The sequence below is a fragment of the Pelagibius sp. genome (genome assembly GCF_965227505.1).
GTDB lineage: Bacteria > Pseudomonadota > Alphaproteobacteria > Kiloniellales > Kiloniellaceae > Pelagibius.
In genome coordinates, this window is the sequence record NZ_OZ245757.1 from 4,776,236 (window position 1) to 4,802,939 (window position 26,704).

Here is a 26,704-nt window from a genome sequence, read left to right on the forward strand (position 1 = left end):
CGCCATCTTGCCTCACCCTGAGGAGGACCGATAGGTCCGTCTCGAAGGGCGAGGCAGGACGGTCGCGAGACCCGTCTAGTACGTGTAGTCCAGCGCGCGGGCGTTCATCTGGCCGTTGTCGGCGTAGACCATGTAATCGGAAATGGAGGCGCGGTAGGCGAGGAAGCTCTCGACGATGCGCTTGACCAGCTCGTCGCTGTCTTCGCGCAGTTCGGTCATCACTTCGCCGGCGGCGTTGCCCATGGCGACGAGTACGCTTTCCGGCAGCATCTTCACCTGCACGCCCTGCTCGGCCACCAGCTTCTGCAGCGCTGCGGCATGCTTGGTGGTGTACTCCGTCCAGACCGGGTTGTAGAGCGACTCGCAGGCCAGCGCGACCGCCTGTTTCAGGTCGTCGGGCAGGGCCTCGTAGGCTTGCAGGTTGACACCGCACTCCTCGGCGGAGGAGGGCTCGCCCACGCCCGGCCAGTAGTAGTTCTTGGCGACCTGATAGTAGCCGAGCGCGGAATCGGTCCAGGGACCGATGAACTCGCCGGCGTCGAGCGCGCCCGACTGCAGCGCCTGGAACATGTCGCGTCCGCCCATGGCCTGCACCGCCATGCCCAGCTTGGCGCACATCTCCGACGCCAGGCCCGTGGTGCGGAAGCGCAGGCCCCTGAGGTCGTCGACCGAGGTGATCTCATTGCGGAACCAGCCGGCCCACTGCGGGCCGGAGTTGCCGCAGAGGAAGGGTTTGAGGCCGAAGCGCGCGTACATCTCGTCGTAAAGCGCCTGGCCGCCGCCGTGGGTCAGCCAGCCCACCTGCTCGTCGGCGCGCAGGCCGAAGGGCTGGGACCCGAACAGCAGGATGCCCTTGGACTTGGAACCCCAGTAGGCGGGGACGGCGTGATAGAGCTCGGCGGTGCCTTCGGAGACGGCATCGAAGACGCCGCGGCCCGGTACCAGTTCGCCCGCAGCGAAGAGTTCCACCTCGATGCGGCCACCGGAAAGGGCGGTGATGCGGTCGGCCAGAAGCTGCGCGGCGACGCCCGGCCCGGGCAGGTTCTTCGGCCAGGCGGTGACCATTTTCCACTGCATCGTGCCCTGCGCGATGGCCGGTGCCGCCAAGGTGCCGGCTGCAGCGGCCGCGGCGCCGGCCCCGCCGGCTTTCAGGAACGCACGTCTTTTCATCGTCAGTCTCCCTTGTGTTTGCCCCAAGAAATCGGTTTCGCGTTGGATCGGTTCTACTTGTCTCCCGCGCCGCCCGTCCAGCAGCGTCAGGTTGTGTGGCTCTTTACGGGCCCTTGTCGGGCGCGGCTCTACGCAGGCTTTCGGCAGTGCACCTCGACCGGCAGGATGGCGGCATCGGCGAAGGCGCGGGCGGTGTTGGCGGCCATGACGGCGGCCGCGGCGCCGTGCACCAACTGCACCGCACGGTGCGGCGGCTTCTCGCCGCGCTCCACCAGCTCGCGCGAGCGCGCGCCGAAGGCCAGCGCCTCCTCACGCGTTTCCCGCAGGCGGATGTCCGCGAAGCCGGCGGCCTTCAAACCCTCTTTGGTCTGCTGCGGCGTGACCAGAAAGCTCGATGCCGCTGTCGCCGCCCAGGGCGTGGGGTAATCCGGTCCGCCCCCCGGATCGCCTCCCGGGCCCAGGGCGATTTCAGAGAGCATCAGCCAGCCGCCCGGCTTCAGGACGCGATGGATCTCGCCGTAGAAGGCTCCTTTGTCGGCGATGTTCATCGAGACATTCATGGAGTAGGCGCCGGCGAAGCCGGCATCGTCGAAGGGCATGGCAAGGGCGTTGCCCTGGTGGAAGTCGACGCGCGCCTCGAGGCCGAGCAGGACGGTGAGGCGGCGTGCAACGGCACAGAACTCCTCCGTCAGGTCGATGCCGGTCACCCGGCAGCCGAAGCGCGCCGCCATGTAGCGCGCGGGCCCGCCGATGCCGCTGCCGATATCCAGCAGATGGTCGTCCGGCGTGACGGTGAGGGTCTCGGCGATCTCCTCGGTGACCTCCAGGCCGCGGCCGTGGAACTGGTCATATGGGGCGAGGGTGGCGACGCTCGGGTTGTCGGGGTCGACGCCGTCCTCGCGCAGGGCGGCCTGCAGCCGGTCGAAGAGATCGCCCTTGGTGTAGTGGCCGGCGATGTCGGGGGTGTTGCTCATCAGGCGGCTTGCTCTCTCGGGTCTGGCGGCGACAGGGTTTGCGGTCAGTGTCCGGCGTCGCTGCCGGCACCGGAAAGGTCCAGCGTCAGCAGCGGCAGCACACGCCCGGGAATGGAGCCGGAGGGGGCCGTGCCGACGACCTCGGCCCCCATGTGGCGGTAGAAAGCGGCGGCGTCCGGATCGGACTCGATCCGCATGGTCTTGGCGCCCAAGCCCCGGGCCCGCTCCACCGCCCAGGTGAAAAGCACCCGCCCGGCGCCGCTGCCGATCCGCGCAGGCTCGATAAAGAGCTTCGAGAGTTCCGCGCTTTCGCTCTCGATGTCCAGCTTGACGACACCGACGACGCCTTCGTCATCCTCGGCGACCTGCAGCTGATCGTTCTGCAGGTCCGCGGGCGTCAGGGTGAGCTCCTCGCGGCAGGCTGCCATGAAGGCGTCGTCGTAGCCCCAGACGGCCTTTGAGCGCAGGCAGAGTGCGCTCAACGCCGGCAGCTCTTCCTCGACGGCGGGGCGCAGGCGGATCATGAGCCCAGCATCGGCAGCTTCAGACCCTGTTCGCGGGCACAGTCGATGGCGATCTCGTAGCCGGCATCGGCGTGGCGCATGACGCCGGTGCCCGGGTCGTTCCACAGCACGCGGGCGATCCGTTTGGCCGCGGCCTCCGTGCCGTCGCAGACGATCACCATGCCGCTGTGCTGCGAGTAACCCATGCCGACGCCGCCGCCGTGGTGCAGCGACACCCAGGTGGCGCCGCTGGCGGTGTTCAAGAGCGCATTCAGCAGCGGCCAGTCGGAGACGGCATCGGAGCCGTCCATCATGCCTTCGGTTTCGCGGTTGGGGCTGGCGACGGAGCCGGAGTCCAGATGATCGCGGCCGATCACGATGGGCGCGGACAGCTCGCCGCTGGCCACCATCTCGTTGAAGGCGAGGCCGAGGCGGTCGCGCTGGCCCAGGCCCACCCAGCAGATGCGCGCCGGCAGGCCCTGGAAGTGGATGCGCTCGCGCGCCATGTCCAGCCAGGTGTGCAGGTGCGGGTCGTCGGGGATCAACTCCTTCACCTTGGCGTCGGTCTTGTAGATGTCCTCCGGATCGCCGGAGAGGGCGGCCCAACGGAAGGGTCCGACGCCGCGGCAGAACAGCGGGCGGATGTAGGCCGGGACGAAGCCGGGGAAATCGAAGGCGTGGTCGACGCCCATGTCCTGGGCCATCTGGCGGATGTTGTTGCCGTAGTCCAGGGTCGGCACGCCGCGGGCATGGAATTCCAGCATGGCGCGCACCTGCACGGCCATGGACTCCTTGGCCGCCTGCACCACGCTCTCGGGGTTCCGGGTCTTCTCCGCCTCCCAGCGCTCCAGGCCCCAGCCCGCCGGAAGGTAGCCGTTCAGCGGATCGTGGGCCGAGGTCTGGTCGGTCACTGCGTCGGGCCTGATGTCACGGCGCACCAGCTCGGGAAAGATCTCGGCGGCGTTGCCCAGCAGGCCGACGGAAACGGCCTCACCCTTGCGGCAGGCCTCGTCGATGACGGCCAGCGCCTCGTCGAGGCTGTCGCAGCGGCGGTCCAGGTAGCCGGTCTTCAGGCGCATCTCGATGCGGCTCGGCTGGCATTCCACCGCCAGCATGGAGGCGCCGGCCATGGTTGCGGCCAGCGGCTGGGCGCCGCCCATGCCGCCGAGGCCGCCGGTCAGGATCCAGCGGCCCTTCAGGTTGCCGTCGTAGTGCTGGCGGCCGACCTCCACGAAGGTCTCGTAGGTGCCCTGGACGATGCCCTGGCTGCCGATGTAGATCCATGAGCCGGCGGTCATCTGGCCGTACATCATCAGGCCGACCTTATCGAGCTTGTTGAAGTGCTCCCAATCCGCCCAGTGGGGCACCAGGTTGGAGTTGGCGATCAGCACCCGCGGCGCATCCGGGTGGGTGCGGAACACCCCCACCGGCTTGCCGGACTGCACGAGCAGGGTCTCGTCCTCGTTCAGGTCCCGCAGGCTGGCGACCAGGGTGTCGAAGCTCGCCCAGTCGCGCGCCGCCCGGCCGATGCCGCCGTAGACCACCAGCTCCTCCGGCTTTTCCGCCACCTCCGGGTCCAGGTTGTTCATCAGCATGCGCAAGGGGGCCTCGGTCAGCCAGGACTTGGCCGAAAGCTCGGTCCCCTGAGGGCTGCGGATCACCCGGGCGTTGTCGCGGCGCGGATCGGTGGCGGTGGAAGCGGGCATGAAAGGCAGTCTCCGGATTGACCAAAGTTGTATATACAACTTTGGTCTCGGAGTCGACGGCCCAGACTACGACCTGAACTATCCGGTCCGGGTGCAGACGCGTGTCAGGATCGGCGCCCAGTGGCCCTCGGTCTCCATCTCCCAAATGGCGTCGAAGCGGTCGTTGTCGATGAAGCGCAGGACCTCGCGGATCGGCGCGCTGTCGCCGAGGACGTGACGCATCTCGCCCTCCAGGTTCAGGTGATCGCCGGAGACGTCTCTCAGCTCCATCTCCATCGTCGCATCGTGGGAGAGGATGCGGCGATCGGTGAAATCGCCAGACGCGCCGCGGCGCCAGACGTCGAGCAGGATTTCACCGTTCTCCTGAACCATCTCGCCGATGATCCAGCCGCCGCTTGCCCGGTAGTGGAGGGTCATCTCGGTGGGTGCGTCGATCCCGGTTTCCTGGCCCTGGCAGGCCCAGGTGCCGGCAAGCCTTTCGACCAGCGAAGCTGCTGCGGCAGGACGCGGTCCAGCAAGAGCAATGAGCGCAAGGGCGATGAGTGCGGGGACGAAGAGACGGAAGGAAGGAGATCGGCAGGAGAGTCCGGGTCGCGTCATGATAGCTCCAGCATGCGGTTCATCGGCGACTCAGATGCCATCCTTTTAGGCCGTTTGGGCTTTGCGGTCCAGGGACCGCCGACCGGCCTGCACAAGCGGTCGCTGAAACCCTGTCAGGGCGCTTTGCTGCAGGAACGCATGCCGCAACTTTGACGCGCCCGGCGCACTGGATTGTGATTGGCAGGCGAGGGCTCCCAATGGCTCACTTCCGGGATGCGCATGTTCGTCACAAGCCGCTGCGTCGTTGCGGTTCTCGCAGTCTGGGCGATCTGGGCCCTGCAGGCCGCCGCCGCCGCTCCCGGGCTCGATCTGGTGGCAATCCCGGGCGGCAGCTTCGTCACCGGCGACGCGGGGGGCGATGCCAACGAGGTGCGCCGCGAAGTCACGGTCGGGGCCTTCAGCCTGATGCGCCGGGAGGTGACCAATGCGCAGTTCGCGGCCTTCGTCGCCGCGCAGGACCGGGTCAGCGAAGCCGAGGTGCGCGGCAGCGGCTATGTCTGGAGCCAGCGCTGGCGCCTGGTCGCCAATGCCGATTGGCGCCATCCGCAGGGACCGGACTCTTCCATCGCCGGGCTTGACGACCATCCGGTGGTGCAGGTCTCCGCCCATGACGCCGAGGCCTTCTGCGCCTTTCATGGCCTGCGCCTGCCGACGGAGGAGGAGTGGGCCTTTGCCGCCCGCGGGCCGCAGTCGCTGCGTTACGTCTGGGGCGCCGTGCCGCCGGTGCAGGACGGCCGGCAGCTGGTGGCCAACTTCGGCACCGAGGACTGCTGCGCGCCCGACGACAGCGACGGCTATGTGCGTACGGCCCCGGTGGGCAGCTATCCCGCCGGGCGCTCGCCCTTCGGTCTCGACGACATGGCCGGCAACGTCTGGGAGTGGACCGCGAGCCTCTTCCCGGGCCGGCCCTCCCAGCGGGTGATCCGCGGCGGCGGCTGGGGCAACAACCCCTACGGCCTGCGCGCAGCCTACCGCCACGGCAATCCGCCGCACTTCGCGCTCGACATGGTCGGCTTCCGCTGCGCCGGCCCGGCGCCGTGACGCGCCACGGCGCTTGCAGTCCGCCAGCTTCAGGCCTATATAGTTATCACGCTAAGTATTTAGGAGCCGGGTATGCCAGAGGTCTTCTCCCTTATCGCCAGGATCACGCCGAAGCCGGAATACTTCACGGCGGCCCGCGAGGCCATTCTGGAGATCGTTCCGGCAACCCGGCAGGAGCCCGGCTGCCGGGAGTTCGTGCTGCACGAGGCGCGCGACGGCAGCGGCCAGCTGTTTCTCTACGAGACCTGGGACGACGACGCGGCGCTGGCGGCGCACTACGCCCGGCCCTATACCCGCGCGGTCTTCTCCCGCTACCAGGACTGGCTCGCCCAGCCGGTGGAGATCACCAAGCTGACGCGGCTTGCGGAATAGCCGCGTCGCCGGGAGGGTGACTGGCCGTGTTCTTCCTGAAGGATCTGCCGACCCAGGACATGCTGCAGGGCTACGCGGCGCGCTTTCCTGCCATGGACCCGTCGACCGTCGAGGACGCCCTGAAGCTGCTGCGCCGCGCCAGCTTGCTGCTGCGGGACCTGGAGGGCTACTTCGCTGCCCGGGGTCTGTCCCAGACCCGCTTCCTCATCCTCATCCTGCTCGACCGCGACCCCGGCGTTCACGGCCTCAGCGCCACCGCGATCGCCGATAAGCTGGACATTTCCAAGCCGATCGTCAGCAACACGCTGAAGGCGCTGGCCGGCGAGGGCCTGCTGGACATCACGGAAAATCCCGAAGACCGGCGCGCGCGCTGGGTGACCCTGACCACGAAGGGGCGCAAGCGCCTGCGTGCCCTGTTGCCCGGCTACTTTGCGGTGATCCAGGACTTCATGGCTGCGGGCGACTGAAGGCCTTTGCGCCCGGGCAGTCCGGGCGTCGCCCTAGCTGTCCGCCTGCCCGGCGGCAAAGCGGCCGCCCAGGCGGTAGCGGTCGCCGGGATGGAGCAGGCGCGCCCAGGTGACCGGCAGACCGCGCGACCAAGTGTGACGGCGCAGCAGCAGGCAGGGCGTGCCTGCGGCGATCTCCAGCAGCCGGCGTTCCTCCTTGCTCGGCGCGACGGCCATGACAACATGCTCCGCCTCGCTCAAGGGCGCCGCTTCCATCAGATAGTGGTGCGGCGTGATCGCCGTGAAGTCCTGCGCCATGTAGTCCGGCGCCGCGGCCGGGTTGACGTAGCGGTCCTCCAGTTGGATCGGCAGGCCGTTTTCCCGGTGCACGATGATCGAATGAAACAGCGTTGCGCCGCGCTCCAGGCCCAGCAGCCGCGCTTCCAGCGCACGCGCCTTTTCCCGCCGCAGCAGGCAGACTTCGGCGGCATGGCTGTGGCCGCGGCTGGCGATCTCCTCGGCGATGTTGCGGATCGCCAGCACTTCAGACTGCGGCTTGGCGGCGGCGGCCACGAAGGTGCCGGCGCCCTGCACCCGCTCCAGCCAGCCCTCCGCCGTCAGTTCGCGCAGGGCGCGGTGCACCGTCATCCGGCTGACGCCCTGTTCGCGGGTCAGCTCGTTCTCCGAGGGCACCCGCGCGCCCTCCGCCCAGTCGCCGGCGAGGATCCGGCCGACGATGTAGTCCTTGACCTGCTGATAGAGCGGCGGGTCGTCGCGCAGGCTGGCGGCGGTCGACGCGGAACCGGAAGCGGAAGAGGACATGGGGCGTAAAGGTTTCCCTTCGCGGGTGACCCGGGGGCGCAAACTTGTATATACAAGACCGGTATACAAAAGCGCGGCCGTTCTGGCCAGCGCGCTACGGGTCAGGTGACCGTCGCGGGCCGGCGGCGTTGTCGGGAAGGATGTTCATGGAGCTGTTCACCTTTACACAAGGGGCGCTGCCGCTATTGGTCTCCATGCCCCACAGCGGTACCTACATTCCGCCGGAGATCGCGGCGCGGATGACCGATGCGGGCCGCGCGGTTCCCGACACCGACTGGCATATTCCCCAGCTCTACGACTTCCTCGCCGACCTCGATGTCTCGGTGTTGCAGGCCACTCACGCGCGCTATGTGGTGGACCTGAACCGTGCGCCTGACGGCGCGGTGCTCTATGCCGGCGCCGACAACACGGAACTCTGCCCGACGGCCACCTTCGACCGCGAGGCGATCTACCTGAAGGGGGAGGCGCCGACGCCGGGGGAGGTGATCGAGCGGCGCGAGACCTACTGGCAGCCCTACCACGACCGCATCGCCGCCGAGTTGGCGGCGCTGAAGGCCCGCCACGGTATCGCCCTGCTGTGGGACGCCCATTCGATCCGCAGCCAGGTGCCGCGCTTTTTCGATGGGCGGCTGCCGGATCTGAACCTGGGCACCGGCGACGGCGCCGCAGCGGCGCCCGAACTGCTGGACATCCTGACGGCGGTGGCGCGGGAGGCGGAGGCGGTGGGCTACAGCCACGCCGCCAACGGCCGCTTCAAGGGCGGCTACATCACCCGCCACCACGGCCAGCCTGAAGCGGGCATCCACGCGGTGCAACTGGAACTCTCCCAGATCACCTATATGGACGAGGACCCGCCCTTCGCCCTGCGCGAGGAGCTGGCGGAGCAGGTGCGCCCGGTGCTGGCCGGCCTGGTGCAGACCATGCTCGCCTGGGCGGAGATGGCGGTGGACGACTAGTTGGACCGTCCCTGTCCCGGGCCTGTTCCGGCTGCGGCAGGAGACCGAGATGGTCATCGGACCTGGCGGCCTGAGAGCAGAACCAATGTCCCCCTCACCCAGCTTCGGCCCATCGTTACTGCAAGGGGCTCGCTGCGCTCACCAAGCCTGCGCAACCCTCTCCCGCCAGGGGAGAGGGTTTGTCTGTGTGGTGCGTCTGCCCTTTCTCCCTCTCCCCTTTTGGGAGAGGGAGGGGCCCGCGAAGCGGGAGGGTGAGGGGGAGATCAGCATCCCGCAAAGCGGGAGGGTGAGGGGGAGCTTTGTCAGCCCCCAAGCACGATCTTTCCGGCTTTCACCACTTGCTTGCAGGGGTTGGCGCCGAAGCGGTAGGCGAGTTCGGCCGGGTGGTCGATGTCCCAGAACGCCAGGTCGGCGGCCTTGCCGACCTCCAGGGTGCCGTGGGTCGCCTGCATGCCCAGGGCGCGGGCGGCGTTGCGCGTTATGCCGGTGAGCGCTTCTTCCGGGGTCAGGCGGAAGAGGGTGCAGCCCATGTTCAGCATCAGCAGGAGTGAGGTGACCGGCGAGGAACCGGGGTTGCAGTCGCTGGCGAGCGCTATGGGCACGCCGGCGCCGCGCAGCGCCTCCAGCGGCGGGCGCTGGCGTTCGCGCAGGAAGTAAAAGGCGCCGGGCAGCAGCACGGCGACGGTCCCCGCCGCCGCCATGGCGCGCACGCCGTCGTCGCCGGTGTATTCCAGGTGGTCGGCGGAGAGCGCCTCGAAGCGGGCGGCGAGCGCGGCGCCGTGCAGGTCGGAGAGCTGGTCGGCATGAAGCTTCACCGGCAGGCCGGCAGCCTGGGCGGCCTCGAAGACCCGCGCAACCTGCTCCGGATAAAAGGCGATGCGCTCACAGAAGGCGTCCACCGCGTCGGCGAGACCGGAGGCCGCGACCTCCGGCATCATGGCGATGACCGCGTCGATGTAATCCTCCGGGTGGCCGTCGTATTCCGGCGGCAGGGCGTGGGCGCCCAGGAACGTGGTGCGAACGGTGACGGGTTCGGCGGCGCCGAGCCGCCGCGCCACCCGCAGCATCTTCAACTCGTCTTCCAGCGTCAGGCCGTAACCGGACTTGATCTCGATGGTGGTCACGCCCTCGGCCATGAAAGCCCTCAGGCGTTTCAGCGCGGCGTCGAACAGCGTGTCTTCGCTGGCCGCGCGGGTCTGGGCAACGGTGAAGCGGATGCCGCCGCCGGCCCGGGCGATCTCCTCGTAGGACGCCCCCTTCAGCCGCAGCTCGAACTCGCGCGCCCGGTCGCCGCCGAACACCAGGTGGGTATGACAGTCGATGAGGCCGGGGGTGATCCAGCACCCCCCGGCATCGTGCACTTCAGAGGCCAGATCGGCGGCTGCGCCTGGCAAGGTCGCGGCGGGGCCCAGCCAAGCGATCTCGCCGCCAGCCACGGCCAGGGCGGCGTCTTCGACCGCGCCATAGGGCGCGCGCTCGCTGTCGGGCTCGCCGCACGCCATGGTGGCCAGGCGCGCGCCGGTCCAGAGATGGTCCCACATAGGCTGCCGCTTCCCCATTTCACGGCGATACCGATTTTGCGGCGTAAGTTGTATATACAACCTGCCTGGCATACGCTTGCTTTGCCCATCACGCAAGCGCAGCCGTTTCTACCCATAGCAGGTCAAGATGACATTCCATACGCTTTTCGCGTCCCAAGCTCTGCTCCCGGAAGGCTGGGCCGACAACGTGCTTCTGGAGGTTGATGCCCGGGGCGACCTCGGTCAGATCACGCGAGGAGTTGCCGCCCAGGCGTTGCCAGACAAGGCCGTCCGGCTGGCCGGGCCGGTGGTGGCGGGCATGCCGAACCTGCACAGCCATGCCTTCCAGCGCGCCATCGCCGGCCTCGGCGAACACAGGCCGGCAGGCGCTACCGCCGAAGACTCCTTCTGGACCTGGCGGGAGGTGATGTACCGCTTCGTCGGCCGCCTCGATCCCGATCAGGTCCAGGCCATTGCGGCCCAGCTTTATGTCGAGATGTTAAAGGCGGGCTACACCGCGGTCGGCGAGTTTCACTATCTGCATCATGGGCCTGACGGGCGCCCTTACGACGACCGGGCGGAGATGTCCCGGCGCACCATCGCCGCCGCCGGCGAGACCGGGATCGGCATCACCCAGCTGCCGGTGCTCTACGGCTACGGCGGTTTCGGCGCTCAGACAGCCGGTGAAGGCCAGAAACGATTTCTGAACGATCCCAAAGGCTTGTTGGTCATCGTTGAGGCGCTTCAGAAATCACATGAAGGCGATCCGCAGGTACGGATCGGCTTGGCGCCGCACTCCCTGCGCGCGGTCACACTTGAGACTTTGGATGAAGCGGTGGGCGGCCTCACGGCGCTGGATGCGACGGCGCCGATCCACCTGCACATCGCCGAGCAGATCAAGGAGGTGGAGGACTGCCTCGCCTGGTCCGGCAGGCGCCCGGTGGAATGGCTGTTTGCCAACCATGCGCCGGACCGCCGCTGGTGCCTGATCCACGCGACCCACATGAGCCCGCAGGAGACGGCGGACCTGGCGGCCAGCGGGGCGGTCGCCGGGCTCTGTCCGACCACCGAGGCCAACCTCGGCGACGGCCTCTTTCCGGCGGCGGACTATCTGCGCGCCGGTGGCGCCTGGGGCATCGGCTCCGACAGCCATATCTCTGTCAGCCCGGTCGAGGAACTGCGCTGGCTGGAGTACGGCGAGCGCCCGGCGACCCGGCGCCGCAACGTGCTGGCGGGCGAGGCGGGACCGGCCGCGGCCCTCGGCCACCGGCTCTACACGGACGCGCTCGCCGGCGGGGCGCAGGCCCTCGGCCGGCCCATCGGTGCCATCGAGACCGGGCGGCGTGCCGACCTTGTGGTTCTGGATGGCGCCGCGCCGCCGCTCAGCGACCTGCCGCGTGAGCGCTTGCTCGATGCCCTGGTCTTTGCCGGCAACCGCAACCCGGTGCGCGACGTCATGGTCGGCGGCCAGTGGGTGGTCTGCGAGGGCTCCCATAAGGACGAGCGTGCGGTGCTGGAGCGCTACCGCGCCGTCCTCCGGGACCTGCTGTCCTAACCGGCATAGTCGCCGCCATCACACCTTTCTTCCGGAAATCCTGCCCGGCGCCGTAGCCGGCTGCCCGCGCAGCCGCCTGCCTGCCGCGACGGCCGGCTTGACTCGCAGAGCTGGATGCTTTATTTAACAGATCTATTAATTAACATGATGGTTTAATACAGCATGCCCAGCGACGCCCTCAGTACGACCTTCGCCGCCCTTGCCGATCCCACGCGCCGGGCGATCCTGGCGCGGCTTTCCGACGGCGCGGCGACGGTGGGCGAACTGGCCGAGCCCTTCGAGATGAGCATGCCGGCGGTCTCCCGGCACCTGAAGGTGCTGGAGCGGGCCGGACTCATCACCCGCGGGCGCGCGGCGCAGTGGCGCCCCTGCCAGCTCGAGGCCGGGCCGCTGAAGGATGCGACCGACTGGCTGGAGCGCTACCGCCGCTTCTGGGAGCAGAGCTTCGACCGCCTGGACGACTACCTGAAGGAACTGCAAAGCAGCCGCACGCCGAAGAAGAAGAGTTAGCGCGTAGCCCTCCGATCCCCCCAACAAAGGAGAAGACCATGACAGCCCTGGCCGATCGCCACACAGTTGAGATCCCGCCGCTGACCCTGACCCGGCACTTCGCTGCGCCCCGCGCGCTGGTCTTCGAGGCCTGGACCACCGCCGACCACCTGTCGCGCTGGTCCTATCCCGCGGACTTCACGGTGGTCGACTGTGTTGTGGATTTCCGCGTCGGCGGCAGCTCCGAGGTTGTCATGCGCTCGCCGGAGGGTGAGCTCTTCCACTGGCGCAACCGCTATCGGGAGATCGTCACGCCGGAGCGCATCGTTGTCGCCAACGCGATCCTGTCCCGCATGCCCCCGGACGGCCCGCTGACACCGCTGTTCGACGCCGCTGCCACCATAACCTTCGCCGACGAAGCGGGTGGCACGCGGCTGACGCTCGAGGCCGCCGTCGAAAAGCTTCACGATCCGGCGGCGGCACCCCTGGCGGCGGCCATGGAGCCGGGCTGGACTGACGGCCTGGACCACCTCGCGGCCTACCTCCGCGAGCTCTGAGCGGAGGGCGGGTCCGATGTACCTGCAGGCCGCCGGTATCGCCGCCGAGGACCGCGCGCTTTTCATCGCCCGTGTTTTCGATGCGCCGCGCGACCTCGTGTTCAAGGTCTGGACCCGGCCGGAGCACATCGTCCATTGGGCCGTGCCGCCGGGCTTCAGCCTCCTGTCCTGCGAGGAAGATCTGCGCCGTGGCGGCCGCCATGCCTGCTGCCTCCGCTCGCCCGATGGCAGCACCTTTCGTCTCGGCGGGGTCTACTGTGCGGTGACACCACCGGAACGCCTAGTCTCCACCTTCACGGCTTCGGGCGACACCGGCGTATCCGGCCGGGAGACCCTGGTCACCGTCACCTTCGAGGATGTCGGCGGGAGTCTCGGTGACGGGCGCGGGCCCCTAACCCGCCTGTCGCTGCGCCAGGGTCGCTTCGATGGCGCGGCGGAACGTGATGTCCACGCCGTGGCGATGGCCGCCTGCTTCGACCGGGTCGCCGCGCGCCTGGCGGTGCTGCAGCGCGGCGAACCGGCGGCGGTGCGGGAACTGCAGGCCGTGTGAAGACACCCCTGTTTCTCTTGAGGACCAACGATATGAAAGCCACAGCAAGCATCGTTGAACCCGCCGAGCGGACTCTGGTGATCGAGCGTCTCTTCGAGGCGCCGCGGGCGCTGGTGTTTAAGGTCTGGACCCAGCCGGAGCACCTGGTGCGCTGGTTCGCGCCGCGCGGTTTCACGCTCTCCGCCTGCGACTTCGATATCCGGCCCGGCGGCGCCTACCGCTGCTGCATGACCAGCGAAGCGGGCGAGGAGCATTGGCTGCGCGGCGTCTACCGCGAGATCGTGGCGCCGGAGCGCCTGGTCTTCACCCACGGCTGGGAAGGCGAGGACGGCGCGGTCAAGGACGACACGCTGGTGACCGCCGTCTTCATCGCCGAAGGCGACAGAACGCGGCTGCGCTTCCACCAGGCCCTCTTTACCAGCGAAAGCGCCCGCGATTCGCATCGGGGCGGCTGGGAAAGCTGCTTCGACAGGCTCGACGACTACCTAGCCGACACGCCCTGACAGGCACAAGCGGCTGCACTTTGTTCAGGAGGAAGGACCATGACATCGCAGAAGATCGTTTCCCGCGAAGACTGGCTCGCGGCACGGAAAGCGCTGTTGGCGAAGGAGAAGGACCTGACGCGGCGGCGCGACGCGCTGGCCGCCGAACGCCGCGCGCTGCCCTGGGTCAGGATCGAGAAGCCCTACGTCTTCGAATCACCGGACGGCCGGCAGACGCTGGCAGACCTTTTCGACGGGCGCAGTCAGTTGATCGTGCAGCACTTCATGCTGGGGCCCGGCTGGGAGGAGGGCTGCATCGGCTGCTCCTTCTGCGCCGATCACGTGGACGGCGCCAATCTTCACCTGCGCCACCACGATGTTTCCTTCGTGGCCATTTCCCGCGCGCCGATTTCGGAAATCGAGGCCTTCAAGACCCGCATGGGCTGGCGCTTCCCCTGGGTCTCCTCCTTTGGCAGCGACTTCAACTATGACTTCCAGGTCTCCTTTACCCCCGAGGACCAGGCGCGCGGACGGGTCGTCTACAACTTCGAGGAAAGCGAGTTCCTATGCGAGGAACTGGCCGGCACCAGCGTCTTCGCCAGGGACGAGACCGGCGCCGTCTTCCACACCTATTCCTGCTACGCCCGGGGCGACGAACATTTGCTCGGCGCCTACAACTATCTCGACCTCACGCCCAAAGGCCGCAACGAGACCGGCCCGCGCCACGACCTGATGGACTGGGTGCGCCTGCACGACCGCTACCCGGCCTGAAGCCGTTCAGGCGGGTCCAGCAAAAAGGGCGGCATCGCGCGATGACGCCCCTTGATAATTTCTGTAGGTGCACAATTCTCCTGGCGTATCTAAGCTCCCGTCTGCCCCATTGATCGGGAGATGCATTCGATGCGCAGAGTTGCCGGAGTGCTTGCTGCCTTCGCTCTGTTGGCGCAGACGACCCACGCAGTGGCCTGTCAGTTTCCGGTCTGGGCGAATGATGCCCGCACGGCCGAGGACGTGGTGGGCGATGCTCAGAAAGTCGCCTGGGCGCGTGCCCTCGAGCCAAGAAACGATGCCGACGAGCGTGGCGCTTTCAGGGAGTGGGCACGGTTCGAGGTGATTGAGGTTCTGAAAGGCGAGGTGCCGGCCGAGTTCACGGTTGACGGCAGCACGTACATCGAACTGAAGGAACCAACGTTCTGGAGTCCTGGAACCGACCCTGCCTTGACCGACGACTTTGACGGGCATCGCGGTGGTGAACCGTCTTCCGGCAATCACCGCTATCATTTCACGGGTGGAGACTGCAGTCTCGTGCCGGTTTTCATCGCAGGCGAGAGTTATCTCATCGTTTTGGATGATAGGCACTGGTCGTCCTACGAGATCGTCCGCAGTGAAGATGACTTATGGCTGCAGAAAGTGCGACGTCTTATTCAGGAACAAGGCGGCTGACGACAAGCCCGCACTGCAAGGCGTCAGCTAAGTCTATGACTTGGGGCTGTTTCCTCCGCATGAAGGATGAGAAAGAAGCCTCACCCTGAGGAGCGGCCCGTGAGGGCCGCGTCTCGAAGGGTGAGGTTTCACGATACGTCCTTGTCTTCTGCTTAAACCCAGGGGCAGTGGCTGTTGGAGGCGCCGAAGGTGCGGCCCTCGGCGAAGCGCGAGAAAGCGAAGGGCTCCAGCTCCGCCACCCGGTTGTCGCCGGCCAGGATCCGCGCCACCAGCTTGCCGACCCCGGTCATCTTGAAGCCGTGGTTTGAGTCGGCGATCATGTAGGCGTTGGGCATGATCCAGTCGAAGATCGGCACGTTGTCCGGCGTGAAGGCGCCGATGCCGCCGTTGGGCCGGTCCTTGAAGTTCCTCCGGTGGCCCTTGAAGCGCGGCATGAGATAGCCCATGGCCGCGGTCAGGTAGTCGGCGAACCAGTCGTCGGCCTGGTACTCCTCGTTGTCCCAGCCGTAGGGGTCGACCATCGCCTTGGGACCGATTTTGATGGGGATGGTGCCGCCCTGCACGCCGGCGCGCTCCATGCGTTCGGCGCCGTTCTTCCAGTAGACATAAAGATGGTCGGAGATTTCCGCGCCGGTCTCTTCGTTGATCACCGGCGTGTTCATCATTTCCACGTGCAGCACCGGCGGATCGAGGTCGCGGCTGTCGCGGTAGGGCTGGTCGATGTAGACCTCGCCCTCCAGCAGGCGCCAGTAGGTCCACATGTCCAGGGTGTTGGTGCCGCCGTCGGGATACTTGGCTTCGATGGTGTCGGCCTTGCCCAGCATCTCCCAGTGCTTGCCGATCCAGGCACCGTAGCAGAGCACGGCCACGTCGCAGGCGATGTCGCCCAGGTTGGTGTGCAGCTTGGAGATGCGCCCGTTGGTGACGTCGTAGCCGGTCACCTCGACACCGGCGAGGATCTGTACGCCGTGCTGGGCGCATTTCTCGGCGAGGCCGGCGATAGCCTGGCGGGTACCGGCGTAGCCCGAGGGCCGCTCGTGCAGCACCACGCCCACCTGGTCGGTGTTGAAGTCCGGCCAGTAGCCTTTCAGGAAGTCCTTGGCTTCCTTGCCTGTGTAAACGTCGGAGTGATAGCCGGCGGCGTTCTGGCTCTTGGTCATGCGCTCGTAGTCGGCGATCTGGTTTTCCTCGCCGACGGAGATGTAGCCGACCTGCTGGAAGCCGAAGCGCACCGGGTCTTCCATCCAGACGTCGACGGAGTGACGCAGGATGGGGTGCAGCGCCTCGGTCATGTAGAAGTTGCGCACGCAGCCGCAGGCGATACCGCTGGCCCCGGCGCCGGGCGCCGTCTTGTCGAGGACGACGATGTCCTTGCCGGAGCCCTTGCCGCGGGCCTCCAGCTCCATGGCCAGGTGCCAGGCGGTGGAGAGGCCGTGAATGCCGGCCCCGGCGATGACATAGGTTTTCGATTCCGGAAGTACGGTCATGGTGGAGTTCCTTGTCAGGTCTGATCGACGGAGACCTGCCTCCCGGCGCCCACCTTGACCGTCTGGCCCGCTAGGAAGACCGCGCCTGTCTTCCCGTCTGCGCCGGGCGGAAAGCCTCCGACCCTTTCTCGCCGGCCGCCGGGCGGGTCAGATCCGCCGATGCCCTGCGCGTTTTGGGCCGGAGCGACAAGCGACTGTCGTCTATACACGAGACTTTCGCGGCTTGTATATACAATTTGGATGCAGGCGGCCGGTCCTGCAGGGGGCCGGCGCCGCCGGGGCGCGCAGGAGCGCCCGACCCCGAAAACCGGGCGCGGAGCCGCGCCCCAGGAAACGGCCCCAGGTACGGGCCGGGGAGAGCATATGGCAAGGGAGACGTCACGCCGCGGCGGGCGGCGCGGCCAGGGTGAACGGCGGCCGGCATCCGGCCTGAAGCAGCTGGGCTGGCAGGCCCTGGAAAACCCCTACGACCCGATCCGGGTGCTCAGAGACGAGCAGGTCGAGATGATCAGCGACGCCGCCTTCCGCATTCTGGAAGAGGTCGGCATGGACTTCCTCGACCCCGAAGCCTTGGATGTCCTGAAAAAGGCCGGCGCCGCGGTGGAGCCCGGCAGCGAGCGAGTGCGCTTCGACCGCGGCCTGGTGAAAGAGGCGCTGGCCTCCGCCCCGCAGAACTTCACCCTCCATGCCCGCAACCCGGCGCACAACCTGCAGGTCGGCGGCCGCAACGTGGTCTTCGGCAGCATCGCCTCCGCACCCAACGCCTCCGACCTCGACGGCGGGCGGCGGCCCGGCAACACCGAGGACTTTCAGAATTTGCTGCGCCTGGCGCAGGCCTTCAACATCGTCCACTTCATCGCCGGCTATCCGGTGGAGCCGGTGGACCGCGCGCCGCAGACGCGCCACCTCGATTGTCTGCGCGACTGCCTGACCCTGACCGACAAGGTCTTTCACGCCTATTCCCTCGGCCGCACCCGCATCCTCGATGCGCTGGAACTGGTGCGCATAGGTCATGGTCTGACGGAGTCCGAACTGGCTGAGAAGACCTGCCTCTTTTCCATCATCAACACCTCCTCGCCGCTGCGGCTCGACGGTCCGATGATCGAGGGGCTGATGGAGCTGGCGCGCAACAACCAGGCCGTGGTGATTACGCCCTTCACCCTCTCCGGCGCCATGAGCCCGGCGACGGTGGCCGGAGCGCTCGCCCAGCAGCATGCGGAGGCCATGGCCGGGCTCGCCTTCACCCAGCTCGTAAAACCCGGCGCGCCGGTGATCTACGGCGGCTTCACCTCCAACGTGGACATGAAGTCCGGGGCACCGGCCTTCGGCACGCCGGAGTACAGCCGCGCGGCCCTGGCCGGCGGCCAGCTCGCCCGCCATCTGGGCATTCCCTACCGCTCCTCCAACGCCAACGCGGCCAACTGCGTCGACGCCCAGGCGGCCTACGAATCGCAGATGTCGATCTGGGGCGCGGTCATGGGCCACGCCAACTTCATCATGCACGGCGCCGGCTGGCTGGAAGGCGGGCTCTGCGCCTCCTTCGAGAAGTTCGTCCTCGACGCCGAGATGCTGCAGATGATGGCCGAGTTCCTGCGCCCGCTGGAGGTGAGCGAGGACTCCATCGGCCTGGAGGCGATCCGCGAAGTGGGACCGGGCGGCCACTTCTTCGGCGCCGCCCATACGCTGGCGCGCTACGAGACCGCGTTCTACAACCCGATCCTCTCCGACTGGCGCAACTTCGAGACCTGGGAAGAGGGCGGCAGCGAAACCGCCACCCAGCGCGCCAACCGCCTCTTCAAAGCGGTCTTGGCGGACTTCACGCCGCCGCCGCTGGACCCGGCGATCAGGGAAGAACTGGATGCCTTCGTCGCGCGCCGCACGGAGGAGGGGGGTGCAGAAGCAGCATAGCTGCGCTGCCGCGCCCTCGGGTAGTCTCTGGCGCCATGAGCCGGTTCTCCGACAACCTGCGCGGCGCCCTCTTCATGGTCATCAGCATGGCGGGCTTCGCGCTGAACGACGCCACCGCCAAGCTGGTGGCGGGGGACCTGGGGCTCTACCAGATCATCTTTCTGCGTGGCGTCTTCGCCAGCCTGCTCATGGGGCTGCTGGCCTGGCACCAGGGCTGCCTGTTCCATCGGTCGTCGGGCGCTGATACGCGGGCCATGAGCTGGCGCGCGGTGGCGGACATCGGCGCCACGCTGTGTTTTCTGACCGCGCTCTTCAACATGCCGATCGCCGATGCCACCGCGATTCTGCAGTCCATTCCGCTCGCGGTCACCCTGGCCGCGGCGCTGTTCCTGCGGGAGGCGGTGGGCTGGCGGCGTTACACGGCGATCCTGGTGGGCTTCGCCGGCGTCCTCATCATCGTGCGGCCGGGGGGTGAGGGCTTCAACGCCTATGCGCTCTGGGCCGTGGCCGCCGTCGCCTTCATCGTGCTGCGGGATCTCTCGACGCGGGGCTTGAGCCCCGCCGCGCCCTCGGCCTTCGTCGCCCTGACCTCCTCGCTGGCGATCACGGCGGTGAGCGGCCTGCTGGCCCTGACCGAGCCCTGGCAGCCGGTGAGCGGCGGGTCCCTTGGCCTGCTGCTTGCTGCCGCCGCCTTCCTCTTCTTCGGCTATCTTTTCGCCGTCATGACCATGCGCGTCGGCGAGGTCAGCTACATCTCGCCCTTCCGCTACACGGTGCTGCTCTGGGCGATGATCCTCGGGCTCATCCTCTTCGGCGAGGTGCCGGATGCCTGGACCCTGCTGGGCAGCCTCATTATCGTCGTCACCGGCATCTATACCTTCTACCGGGAACGCAAGGTTCTGAAGGCGGAGGCAGCGCAGACGGCGGAGTAAGGAGCCAGCGATCTACATGATCAGCGCCTTCAGAAATCGGCGGCCCTGGGCTGCGGCCCTCATCGCATTGGTGTTTGGTCCGTCCATCGTAATGCTCTTTCTCGGTAGAGGCTGGCTTGCGGTCTGCTATCTGCTTGTCACCTTCGCGCTCCTGCCGGCCTCTTTTCTTGCCGCTCATTTCGAACTGCTGCCGCTGGCGGCGGAAACCGCAATGCTGCTTCTCTTAATCGCCGTCCAGCTTATTGGGGTGGTTCATGGCCACCGGATCGCCGCCCGACTGTCCGGGCTGGCACCGGTAGCCTGGTATGCGCGCTGGTACTTTGTCACCGGTGCGGTCCTCGTGCTCGGTTACGGCGTGCCGATGGCCGTGCGCGGCCATCTGTGGGAGCCCTTCAGCATTCCCTCGTCGAGCATGGAACCGACGGTGCTGCGCGGGGACTACCTCTTCGTGTCGAAGTACGCCTATGGGGCTGACAGGGGGCCGCAACGCGGTGATGTCGCCGTCTTCGTCGTTCCGGCGTTAGATGGCCAGCCGTTCCTCAAGCGCATTGTCGGACTGCCGGGCGACCGCCTTCAGGTGCGGGGCGGCGTTCTCTACATCAACGACAATCCTGTTGGCTTGGAGCCTCTGGAGTCCTCTCAGCCGCGCGAAGAGCCCGGCTCCGGGCAGGTCTATCGGGAGACGTTTCCCGACGGCCGTAGCCACCTGATCCAGGAGTACAGCAACACCTTTCCCCACGACGATACTGAGGTCTTCGAGGTGCCGTCAGGACAGTACTTTGCTCTCGGCGACAACCGTGACAACAGTATGGACAGCCGAATGCTTGAACACTTCGGCTACATCCCTTTGGAGAGCTTGATCGGCAGGCTGGCGGTCGTCCTCTGGAACAGCGAGCGCCAGAAGTTGGTTTTCCTCGAAGACGACTAGGCCGTGTCGTTCACTCGGCGGCGTGCAGAGCCATGGTATTCGGTGCGCGCGTTGCACTCTGCGCCGGGTGGAGAGGCGCTTCCTTGGCGCGCAGGAAGTAGCGCCGGAAGACTTCGCCATAACCCTTGAAGACATAGCCGCCGTTGGCCGCCTGAAAGGCGGCGCGCTGTGCGCGGTAGAGCGCCGGAATACGGTACCAGGCGAGGCCCGGCTTGGCGTGGTGGACGATGTGCAGGTTGTTGTTGAGGAACAGCAACGAGAAGAAGAGGCCGGATTCGACGATGGCGGAGCGCTCGCTCGGCTTGGCGACCGCGCGGTGCTCCAGGAAGGAGCGCACCAGCGTCAGCGCCACGCCCGGATAGACAAAGAACAGCAGGTACTGCCAGAGCGGCAGGCCGCAGACCGCCAGCACCCAGGTCAGCACCACCGCAACGCCGAGGGCGTGCAGCGCCCAGGCCCTGGCGTGGGAGAGGTCGCCGCGCAGCGCACGCCGCATCTCGGCACCGTAGAACGTCCACACGCAGTACAGCGGCCCCAACGCCATGCGCCCGGCCAGGGAGTTGTGTGCCCAGAGCAGGGCGCGCTTGAGCGGGCCGGCGGCAGCCCAGGCTTCGGCCGTCACGTAGAAGGATTCCGGATCGTCCAGCGGGTCGGTCAGGCTGTCGTCGTTGTGGTGAGCCAGGTGGGAGTCGCGGTAGAGGCGGAAGGGGATCCACAGCCAGAGGCTCGGCAGCACCAGCGCCTCGTTCAGCCAGGCCCGGGTGGTCGGGTGGCCGTGCACCACCTCGTGCTGGAGGGAGCCATGCCAGGCGACCACGATGGCGCCGGCCGGCAGCAGCAGCCACCAGGCGAGGGCCTCATGAAACCACGTCAGGGCGCCGAAGGCGCCGTAGATCACCGCCGCCAGGATCACGGTCGGCCATTCCGGGCGCGCCGGAAGCCGGGCCTTTCCGGGGCCCTGGCCGGGTTTCTGCACAGAACGACTACTACGCGACTCCACCGTGTCTCCTTCCCGATTAGTGACGGCTTCCATTGCCTGATTGCGGAAGTGTGACAAAAAAGGGGAAGGGACAACAATGCGGGACTGCGCACTTTTCGCAGATTCTTATCTGCAATGTTTACAATTGCCGTTCTTAAGATCTAATATGTTTGTAATATCACCAATAGTGTGTAAAATCATCACACGCAGAGATAGATCATTGGGTAAGCTGTTGGCTTGGGGGTCCGATGGATCGGCGTCAAACCGTTGAAATCTTTCGCGAACGCCTGACGGAGGTGATCGAGCGCTCGGGGTTGAGCCGCTCGGCCTTTGCCCGCAAGGCCGGGCTCGACCGCTCGACGCTGTCCCAGTTGCTGTCGGACGGCAACGACCGCCTGCCGCGGGCCGAGACCATCGCCTCCATCGCCGAGCACGAGCAGGTCTCCACGGACTGGCTGCTCGGGCTGGTGCAGGAAGAGAAGATCGGGACCAACATCCTCAGCGAGGCGCCGGAGATCGCGCGCGGCGCCTCGGACTACACCGACGAGCGCCTGGCGCGCTGGCGCGCGGAAGCGGTGGGCTACAAGATCCGCTACGTCCCCTCGACGCTGCCGGACCTGCTGAAGGGCGAGGAGGTCATCCGTTTCGAGTACCGCCAGCAGGGCAGTGCGGTCCCGGCCTTTCGCATGGAACAGGCCGAGGCCCGCCTCGCCTACAGCCGGCGGCCGGAAACCGACCTGGAGGCCTGCTCGTCGATCCAGTCGCTGGAGGCCTTCGCGCGGGGCGAGGGCATCTGGTCGACCCTGCCGCTGGCCGACCGCAAGCTGCAGCTCTCCTGGATGATCGCGCTGCTGGACGAGCTCTATCCGACCTTCCGCTGGTTCCTCTTCGACGGCCTGAAGCACTATTCGGCGCCGATCACCATCTTCGGGCCGAGCCGTGCGGCGGCCTACATCGGCAACATGTACTTCGTCTTCAATTCAACCGAACATATCCGCGCACTGACCCAGCACTTCGACAACCTGATCCGCGGCGCCGTGGTGCAGCCCCCCGATGTCGGCAAGCTGCTGAGCGGCCTGCTGAACGAACTGGAGTCGCGGGAGCAGCGGGAGCCCAAGCGGGGACAGGCCAGTTGACCGGCGACGTGATGATGCGGGGGACACGATGACAAAGGACAAGAGCGCCGCACAGGCAAAGCACGGCGGCTGCCTCTGCGGCGCGGTGCGGTTCACCGTGTCCGGGCCGCTGCGCCCGGTGATCGCCTGCCACTGCGGCCAGTGCCGCCGGGTGCTCAGCAACTTCGCCGCCTACTCGGCAGCGCGGCGCGGCGATCTGGCGATCGAGGGCGCGGCGGCACTGGCCTGGTTCGAGTCTTCGCCCGGCGTGCGGCGCGGTTTCTGCGCGCGCTGCGGCAGCGCGCTGTTCTGGGACAACGCCGGCAACGACTTCGTCTCCGTCTCGGCGGGTGCCCTGGATCAGCCGAGCGGGCTCCGCACGCGCCGCCACATCTTTACCGCCGACAAAGCGGACTTCTACGAGCTCGGCGACGGCCTGGAGTGTCTGCCCCAGGGACAGTCCGATCCCTGGCCGCAGGACGACGCGGCAGCGGATGGAACCGGTGGGCCGCCGGCCGGCGGGCGCTGATGCTGCGTGCCTCGCTGCCGATGTACGACCTGCCTGGCCTGGAGGCGGAGACCGACGCCTGGTGGGCTGCGCTGGCCGCAGCCTTTCGGGCCGAGGGCCTGGCCGATGTGCCCGCGGCGCTGGATCGCGGAACAGAACTCGCCCGTCTCTGGACGGCGCCCGACCTGCTGTTCAGCCAGACCTGCGGTTATCCGCTGACCCACAGCCTGAAAGGGCAGGTCACCCTGCTTGCCACGCCGGGCTACGCCTGCGACGGCTGCAGCGGCGGCCGCTACCACAGCGAGATCCTGGTGCGCAAAGGCGGGGACTATGCCGACCTCTGGGCGCTCAAGGGTGCGCGGGCAGTGGTGAACGATCCCGGATCGCAGTCCGGCTATGCGGCCCTGCGCGCGGTGATCGCGCCCCTCGCCGACGGTATGCCCTATTTCGCCGACGTCGGCATCAGCGGCAGCCACCTCGACTCCATGACGGTCGTGGCGGAGGGCGGCGCCGATGTCTGCGCCGTCGACTGCGTGACCTTCGCGCTGCTGGCCAGGCTGCATCCGGATCTGAGGGCCGAACTCCACCCGATCGCCCGCAGCCCTTCGGCACCGGCGTTGCCCTACATCACCCGCCGGGACATTCCGGAATCCGATCTGGAGCGGCTGCGGGCCGGGCTGCGGCACGCCTTCGACGATCCCGCACTCCAGGGGCTGCGCGACAGCCTGCTTCTGGCTGACGTCGAAGTGAAACCGCTCGAAGCATACGACCGGATCGACGCGATGGAGGCGGAGGCGGTGCAGCACGGATACCCGGAGGTCGTGTGACCTCCGTCGACGGGGAAGGGGGCCGATGACCGGGGAAACGAAAACGGGGGACGGGGCGCTCTGCGAGATGTCGGCGGTGGCCCTGCGCCGGCTGATGCTGGCGAAAGAGGTCTCGCCGGTCGAACTGATGGCGGCCTGTCATGCGCGCATCGATGCTGTGAACCCGGTGCTCAATGCCGTCGTCGCGGAGGACCGCGATGCGGCGCAGGCAGAAGCGTCGCAGGCCGAGGCCGCGATCCTGCGCGGCGAGACCGCTGCGCCGCTGCTGGGGCTGCCGGTCGGCATCAAGGATCTGAATGCGACCGCCGGGCTGCGCACCACCTTCGGCTCGCCTGCCTTTCGCGACCATGTCCCGGCGAAAGACGACGCCTTTGTTGCCGCCGTCAGGGCGGCCGGGGGTGTCGTTGCCGGCAAGACCAACACGCCGGAGTTCGGTGCCGGCGCCAACACCGTCAATGCCGTCTACGGGGTGACCGCAAATCCCTATGACACCGCCTTGACCTGCGGCGGCTCCTCCGGCGGTTCGGCGGTAGCCCTGGCGACGGACATGCTTCCACTGGCGGCGGGGTCGGACCTGGGCGGCTCCCTGCGCACGCCGGCGGCCTACTGTGGGATCGTCGGCTTCCGGCCGACGCCGGGCCTGGTACCCACGGCGCGCAAGACCATCGGCTGGTCGCCGCTCTGGACTGACGGACCCATGGCGCGCTCTGTCGCCGATCTGCTGCTGTTTTTGTCCGCCGTTGCCGGCGAGGATCCGCGCGACCCGCTCTCCGGCTTTGCCGAGGCCGCCGCGTTTGAGGCGGTCGAGCCGGCACCGCTCGACGGGCTCAAGGTCGCGGTCTCCGAAGACCTCGGCGGCGTGACCGTCAGCCGGGAGGTGCGCGCCCTTTTCCGGCACCGCTGCGAAGGGCTCGCCGGCATCCTGGACCTGGAGGAGGCCGATCCCGCCCTGGGCGACGTGGACCGCTGCTTCGAGGTGCTGCGCGCCGTCGGCTTCCTGGGCGATGCAAGGACGATGGTGGAGCAGACGCCGGAGCTGGTCGGGCCGAACGTGACGGCCAACGTGAAGCTGGGGCTCACCTTCTCGGCTGCCGACGTGGCCGAAGCGATGGTTGCGCAGACCCGCCTCTACCACCGCTTCCTTCGCTTCATGGAAGGCTACGATCTGCTGATCTGTCCTGTCGCCTCCGTGCAGCCCTTCGACAAGACGCAGCTCTTCCCGGAAGAGATCGACGGCCAGCCGCTGGCCACCTACATCTCCTGGGTCGCCATCACCTATGCGCTGACGCTGGTGGGCCATCCGGTGCTGGTGCTACCCTGCGGTCTGGATGCCGCGGGTCTGCCCTTCGGCCTTCAGATCGTCGGGCGCAAGGGGCAGGACCGGCGGCTGCTCAGCCTCGGCCTGGCGCTCGAGCGGGCCCTTGCGGACGAGCCGGGCATGGCCCGTGTCGCGCCCGATCTTTCGAGGCTGCAAAGTCTCTCCGCCGCAGACTCATAGCAGACTCATAGCAGACTCATAAACGCGCGACCGGAGGCGGATGGCCGCGCGCTTCCCGTATCTGGTCGCGATGCGCCGACAGCCTTTGATCCTGTCGAAGAAGCGCGTATCTTCCGCTGCACATGCCGCAGTTCACGGTTCGGGCCGGGCTCATGTGCCGAGGCCACACCGGGAATGAACACGACCGGACAGGGGGCCTGATATGACGACCGGCGTGTTTGCCATGGTGCTTGGCGCAGCTCTGTTGCACGCGGCATGGAATGCCCTGGTCAAGGTGAATGCGGATCGGCTTGTCATGATAGCGATCATGATGATGAGCCAGGTTGCCGTTGCCTTGATGGTGGTCCCCTTCGTGGCGTTTCCGACAGCGGAAAGCTGGCCGTACATCTGGGCCTCGACGGTTCTGAACACGGCCTACTGCGTGTTTCTGATCAACGCCTATCGGTATGGCGATCTGAGCCACGTCTATCCCATCTCCCGGGGTTCCGCGCCGCTCATCGTTGCGGTCATATCCGTGGCAGTGGTCGGTGAAACACTGAGCCGCCAGGCCGGCCTGTCGGTCGTCGTGATCGCGCTCGGGATCATGAGCCTTGCCCTTACGCGCGGCGCAGGCGGCTTCAGGGACCCCAGGCCAATGCTCTATGCCCTGGGCACGGGCATATTCATAGCCGGATACACCGTCGTAGACGGTCTGGGCGCACGCCTTGCCGAGAGCGCACACAGCTACACCTTCTGGGTCCACCTCTTCAACGGCATTCCGATAACCCTCCTGGCGCTCTATCTGCGCAGGGGTCAGGTTTTGGTGTCGCTGCGGAAGACCTGGAAGGTCGGCGTGCTCGGAGGCGTCATATCGCTCCTGGCGTATTGGATTGTCATCTGGGCGATGACGCAGGCGCCACTGGCGCTGGTCTCCGCCGTCCGGGAAACGAGCATGGTTTTCGCAGTGCTCATTGGCGTCTTCGTCCTCAAGGAGCGCCTCAACCTGGCGCGGCTGGCATCCACGGCCGTCACGCTGATCGGGACGGTCATGCTCAAGACATCCAAGTGAGCGCTGTTGCGAATTCGACCGGTAACGGTGCTGCGCAATGAGCCTGCGCCGCAGCCTTCCTCATCAGTGATGGCTGCACGGCCTGGTCCATGCCGCTTGCCGCTGCCAAGGAAAAAGCGGCCCCGGGTAGATACCCGGGGCCGAGAGGGCTAATCGTGGCTTTAAGGTAGGTCCCACGGCTAAGGTCGCTGACGCCGTATCGAACCTAGTACTGGCAAAGCAGTGAATAGAACATAGCAGCCGGTCAGATGAAAATCAATAGAAATGCCAGAGATTAACTATATTTAT

28 protein-coding genes are annotated in these 26,704 nt (G+C 67.2%); 19 read left to right on the plus strand and 9 right to left on the minus strand.

Annotation, left to right across the window (positions count from 1 at the left end):
* Nucleotides 1–75: 75 nt before the first annotated feature.
* From ACO06P_RS22430 to ACO06P_RS22450, 5 genes are all read right to left on the minus strand, one after another.
* The gene (locus tag ACO06P_RS22430; RefSeq protein WP_420347459.1) at nucleotides 76–1,170 is read right to left on the minus strand and encodes a TRAP transporter substrate-binding protein; all 1,095 of its coding nucleotides are present in this window, start codon (nucleotides 1,168–1,170) and stop codon (nucleotides 76–78) included.
* 128 nt (nucleotides 1,171–1,298) lie between these two features.
* Nucleotides 1,299–2,144, minus strand: coding sequence for a class I SAM-dependent methyltransferase (locus ACO06P_RS22435; protein WP_420347460.1), 846 nt, complete (start codon nucleotides 2,142–2,144; stop codon nucleotides 1,299–1,301).
* Nucleotides 2,145–2,188: 44 nt separating this feature from the next.
* Nucleotides 2,189–2,668, minus strand: coding sequence for a GNAT family N-acetyltransferase (locus ACO06P_RS22440; RefSeq protein WP_420347461.1), 480 nt, complete (start codon nucleotides 2,666–2,668; stop codon nucleotides 2,189–2,191).
* Complete coding sequence (gene hutU / locus ACO06P_RS22445) at nucleotides 2,665–4,353, minus strand: urocanate hydratase (protein ID WP_420347462.1); 1,689 nt, start codon at nucleotides 4,351–4,353, stop codon at nucleotides 2,665–2,667. Before hutU ends, ACO06P_RS22440 begins: the two co-directional genes overlap by 4 nt.
* Before the next feature lie 78 nt (nucleotides 4,354–4,431).
* Nucleotides 4,432–4,953: a hypothetical protein gene (locus ACO06P_RS22450; protein WP_420347463.1), complete on the minus strand. Its 522-nt coding sequence runs from the start codon at nucleotides 4,951–4,953 to the stop codon at nucleotides 4,432–4,434.
* A gap of 219 nt (nucleotides 4,954–5,172) precedes the next feature.
* Here ACO06P_RS22450 and ACO06P_RS22455 point away from each other — a divergent pair, with 219 nt between their 5' ends.
* The 3 genes from ACO06P_RS22455 to ACO06P_RS22465 all read left to right on the plus strand — a co-directional run bounded on the left by ACO06P_RS22455 (nucleotide 5,173) and on the right by ACO06P_RS22465 (nucleotide 6,833).
* On the plus strand, nucleotides 5,173–5,994 hold the full coding sequence (locus ACO06P_RS22455; RefSeq protein ID WP_420347464.1) for a formylglycine-generating enzyme family protein: 822 nt from the start codon (nucleotides 5,173–5,175) through the stop codon (nucleotides 5,992–5,994).
* 72 nt (nucleotides 5,995–6,066) lie between these two features.
* Nucleotides 6,067–6,366 carry a putative quinol monooxygenase gene (locus ACO06P_RS22460; RefSeq protein ID WP_420347465.1) on the plus strand — a complete coding sequence of 100 codons (300 nt, stop codon included), beginning with the start codon at nucleotides 6,067–6,069 and terminating at the stop codon, nucleotides 6,364–6,366.
* Between the two features lie 26 nt (nucleotides 6,367–6,392).
* Complete coding sequence (locus ACO06P_RS22465; RefSeq protein ID WP_420347466.1) at nucleotides 6,393–6,833, plus strand: MarR family transcriptional regulator; 441 nt, start codon at nucleotides 6,393–6,395, stop codon at nucleotides 6,831–6,833.
* 33 nt (nucleotides 6,834–6,866) lie between these two features.
* Here the strand turns inward: ACO06P_RS22465 and hutC are convergent, their stop codons facing one another.
* Entirely contained in the window at nucleotides 6,867–7,634 is a 768-nt protein-coding gene (gene hutC, locus ACO06P_RS22470; RefSeq protein WP_420347467.1) for a histidine utilization repressor, read from the minus strand.
* A 146-nt stretch (nucleotides 7,635–7,780) separates the two neighbouring features.
* On the opposite strand from hutC, the gene hutG reads away from it, so the two are divergent.
* Nucleotides 7,781–8,590, plus strand: a complete 810-nt coding sequence (gene hutG / locus ACO06P_RS22475) for an N-formylglutamate deformylase (protein WP_420347468.1) — start codon at nucleotides 7,781–7,783, stop codon at nucleotides 8,588–8,590.
* Nucleotides 8,591–8,892: 302 nt separating this feature from the next.
* Here hutG and hutI read toward each other — a convergent pair whose 3' ends face one another.
* Nucleotides 8,893–10,131: an imidazolonepropionase gene (gene hutI, locus ACO06P_RS22480; RefSeq protein ID WP_420347469.1), complete on the minus strand. Its 1,239-nt coding sequence runs from the start codon at nucleotides 10,129–10,131 to the stop codon at nucleotides 8,893–8,895.
* A gap of 127 nt (nucleotides 10,132–10,258) precedes the next feature.
* Between hutI and ACO06P_RS22485 the strand changes: the two genes are divergently transcribed.
* The 7 genes from ACO06P_RS22485 (at nucleotide 10,259) to ACO06P_RS22515 (ending at nucleotide 15,186) form a co-directional block, all read left to right on the plus strand.
* A complete protein-coding gene (locus ACO06P_RS22485; protein ID WP_420347470.1) occupies nucleotides 10,259–11,665 on the plus strand; it encodes a formimidoylglutamate deiminase in 1,407 nt (468 codons plus the stop codon).
* Between the two features lie 162 nt (nucleotides 11,666–11,827).
* Nucleotides 11,828–12,175, plus strand: a complete 348-nt coding sequence (locus tag ACO06P_RS22490; RefSeq protein WP_420347471.1) for an ArsR/SmtB family transcription factor — start codon at nucleotides 11,828–11,830, stop codon at nucleotides 12,173–12,175.
* Between the two features lie 38 nt (nucleotides 12,176–12,213).
* Nucleotides 12,214–12,711: an SRPBCC family protein gene (locus ACO06P_RS22495; protein ID WP_420347472.1), complete on the plus strand. Its 498-nt coding sequence runs from the start codon at nucleotides 12,214–12,216 to the stop codon at nucleotides 12,709–12,711.
* 16 nt (nucleotides 12,712–12,727) lie between these two features.
* Nucleotides 12,728–13,261 carry an SRPBCC domain-containing protein gene (locus tag ACO06P_RS22500; protein WP_420347473.1) on the plus strand — a complete coding sequence of 178 codons (534 nt, stop codon included), beginning with the start codon at nucleotides 12,728–12,730 and terminating at the stop codon, nucleotides 13,259–13,261.
* Between the two features lie 32 nt (nucleotides 13,262–13,293).
* Nucleotides 13,294–13,764 carry an SRPBCC domain-containing protein gene (locus ACO06P_RS22505; RefSeq protein ID WP_420347474.1) on the plus strand — a complete coding sequence of 157 codons (471 nt, stop codon included), beginning with the start codon at nucleotides 13,294–13,296 and terminating at the stop codon, nucleotides 13,762–13,764.
* A gap of 39 nt (nucleotides 13,765–13,803) precedes the next feature.
* Nucleotides 13,804–14,514, plus strand: coding sequence for a DUF899 domain-containing protein (locus ACO06P_RS22510; protein ID WP_420347475.1), 711 nt, complete (start codon nucleotides 13,804–13,806; stop codon nucleotides 14,512–14,514).
* A gap of 129 nt (nucleotides 14,515–14,643) precedes the next feature.
* Nucleotides 14,644–15,186 carry a hypothetical protein gene (locus tag ACO06P_RS22515; RefSeq protein WP_420347476.1) on the plus strand — a complete coding sequence of 181 codons (543 nt, stop codon included), beginning with the start codon at nucleotides 14,644–14,646 and terminating at the stop codon, nucleotides 15,184–15,186.
* 152 nt (nucleotides 15,187–15,338) lie between these two features.
* On the opposite strand, the gene ACO06P_RS22520 is transcribed toward ACO06P_RS22515, so the two are convergent.
* Entirely contained in the window at nucleotides 15,339–16,673 is a 1,335-nt protein-coding gene (locus ACO06P_RS22520; RefSeq protein ID WP_420347477.1) for an NAD(P)/FAD-dependent oxidoreductase, read from the minus strand.
* 363 nt (nucleotides 16,674–17,036) lie between these two features.
* Here ACO06P_RS22520 and ACO06P_RS22525 point away from each other — a divergent pair, with 363 nt between their 5' ends.
* From ACO06P_RS22525 to lepB, 3 genes are read left to right on the plus strand one after another with little or no spacing between them, the layout of a single operon-like run.
* A complete protein-coding gene (locus tag ACO06P_RS22525; RefSeq protein ID WP_420347478.1) occupies nucleotides 17,037–18,581 on the plus strand; it encodes a trimethylamine methyltransferase family protein in 1,545 nt (514 codons plus the stop codon).
* A 35-nt stretch (nucleotides 18,582–18,616) separates the two neighbouring features.
* Complete coding sequence (locus ACO06P_RS22530) at nucleotides 18,617–19,513, plus strand: DMT family transporter (protein ID WP_420347479.1); 897 nt, start codon at nucleotides 18,617–18,619, stop codon at nucleotides 19,511–19,513.
* A 16-nt stretch (nucleotides 19,514–19,529) separates the two neighbouring features.
* Complete coding sequence (gene lepB, locus ACO06P_RS22535) at nucleotides 19,530–20,441, plus strand: signal peptidase I (protein ID WP_420347480.1); 912 nt, start codon at nucleotides 19,530–19,532, stop codon at nucleotides 20,439–20,441.
* 10 nt (nucleotides 20,442–20,451) lie between these two features.
* Here the strand turns inward: lepB and ACO06P_RS22540 are convergent, their stop codons facing one another.
* Nucleotides 20,452–21,417 carry a fatty acid desaturase gene (locus tag ACO06P_RS22540; protein WP_420347481.1) on the minus strand — a complete coding sequence of 322 codons (966 nt, stop codon included), beginning with the start codon at nucleotides 21,415–21,417 and terminating at the stop codon, nucleotides 20,452–20,454.
* Between the two features lie 251 nt (nucleotides 21,418–21,668).
* On the opposite strand from ACO06P_RS22540, the gene ACO06P_RS22545 reads away from it, so the two are divergent.
* From ACO06P_RS22545 to ACO06P_RS22565, 5 genes are all read left to right on the plus strand, one after another.
* Nucleotides 21,669–22,556 (plus strand): helix-turn-helix domain-containing protein, encoded by an 888-nt coding sequence (locus tag ACO06P_RS22545; RefSeq protein ID WP_420347482.1) that lies wholly within the window; start codon nucleotides 21,669–21,671, stop codon nucleotides 22,554–22,556.
* Between the two features lie 28 nt (nucleotides 22,557–22,584).
* A complete protein-coding gene (locus ACO06P_RS22550; RefSeq protein WP_420347483.1) occupies nucleotides 22,585–23,064 on the plus strand; it encodes a GFA family protein in 480 nt (159 codons plus the stop codon).
* On the plus strand, nucleotides 23,064–23,870 hold the full coding sequence (locus ACO06P_RS22555) for a phosphate/phosphite/phosphonate ABC transporter substrate-binding protein (protein WP_420347484.1): 807 nt from the start codon (nucleotides 23,064–23,066) through the stop codon (nucleotides 23,868–23,870). The genes ACO06P_RS22550 and ACO06P_RS22555 overlap by 1 nt, the downstream gene beginning before the upstream one ends.
* A 25-nt stretch (nucleotides 23,871–23,895) precedes the next feature.
* A complete protein-coding gene (locus ACO06P_RS22560) occupies nucleotides 23,896–25,368 on the plus strand; it encodes an amidase (protein WP_420347485.1) in 1,473 nt (490 codons plus the stop codon).
* A gap of 202 nt (nucleotides 25,369–25,570) precedes the next feature.
* Nucleotides 25,571–26,416 (plus strand): DMT family transporter, encoded by an 846-nt coding sequence (locus tag ACO06P_RS22565; RefSeq protein ID WP_420347486.1) that lies wholly within the window; start codon nucleotides 25,571–25,573, stop codon nucleotides 26,414–26,416.
* Nucleotides 26,417–26,704 lie beyond the last annotated feature (288 nt).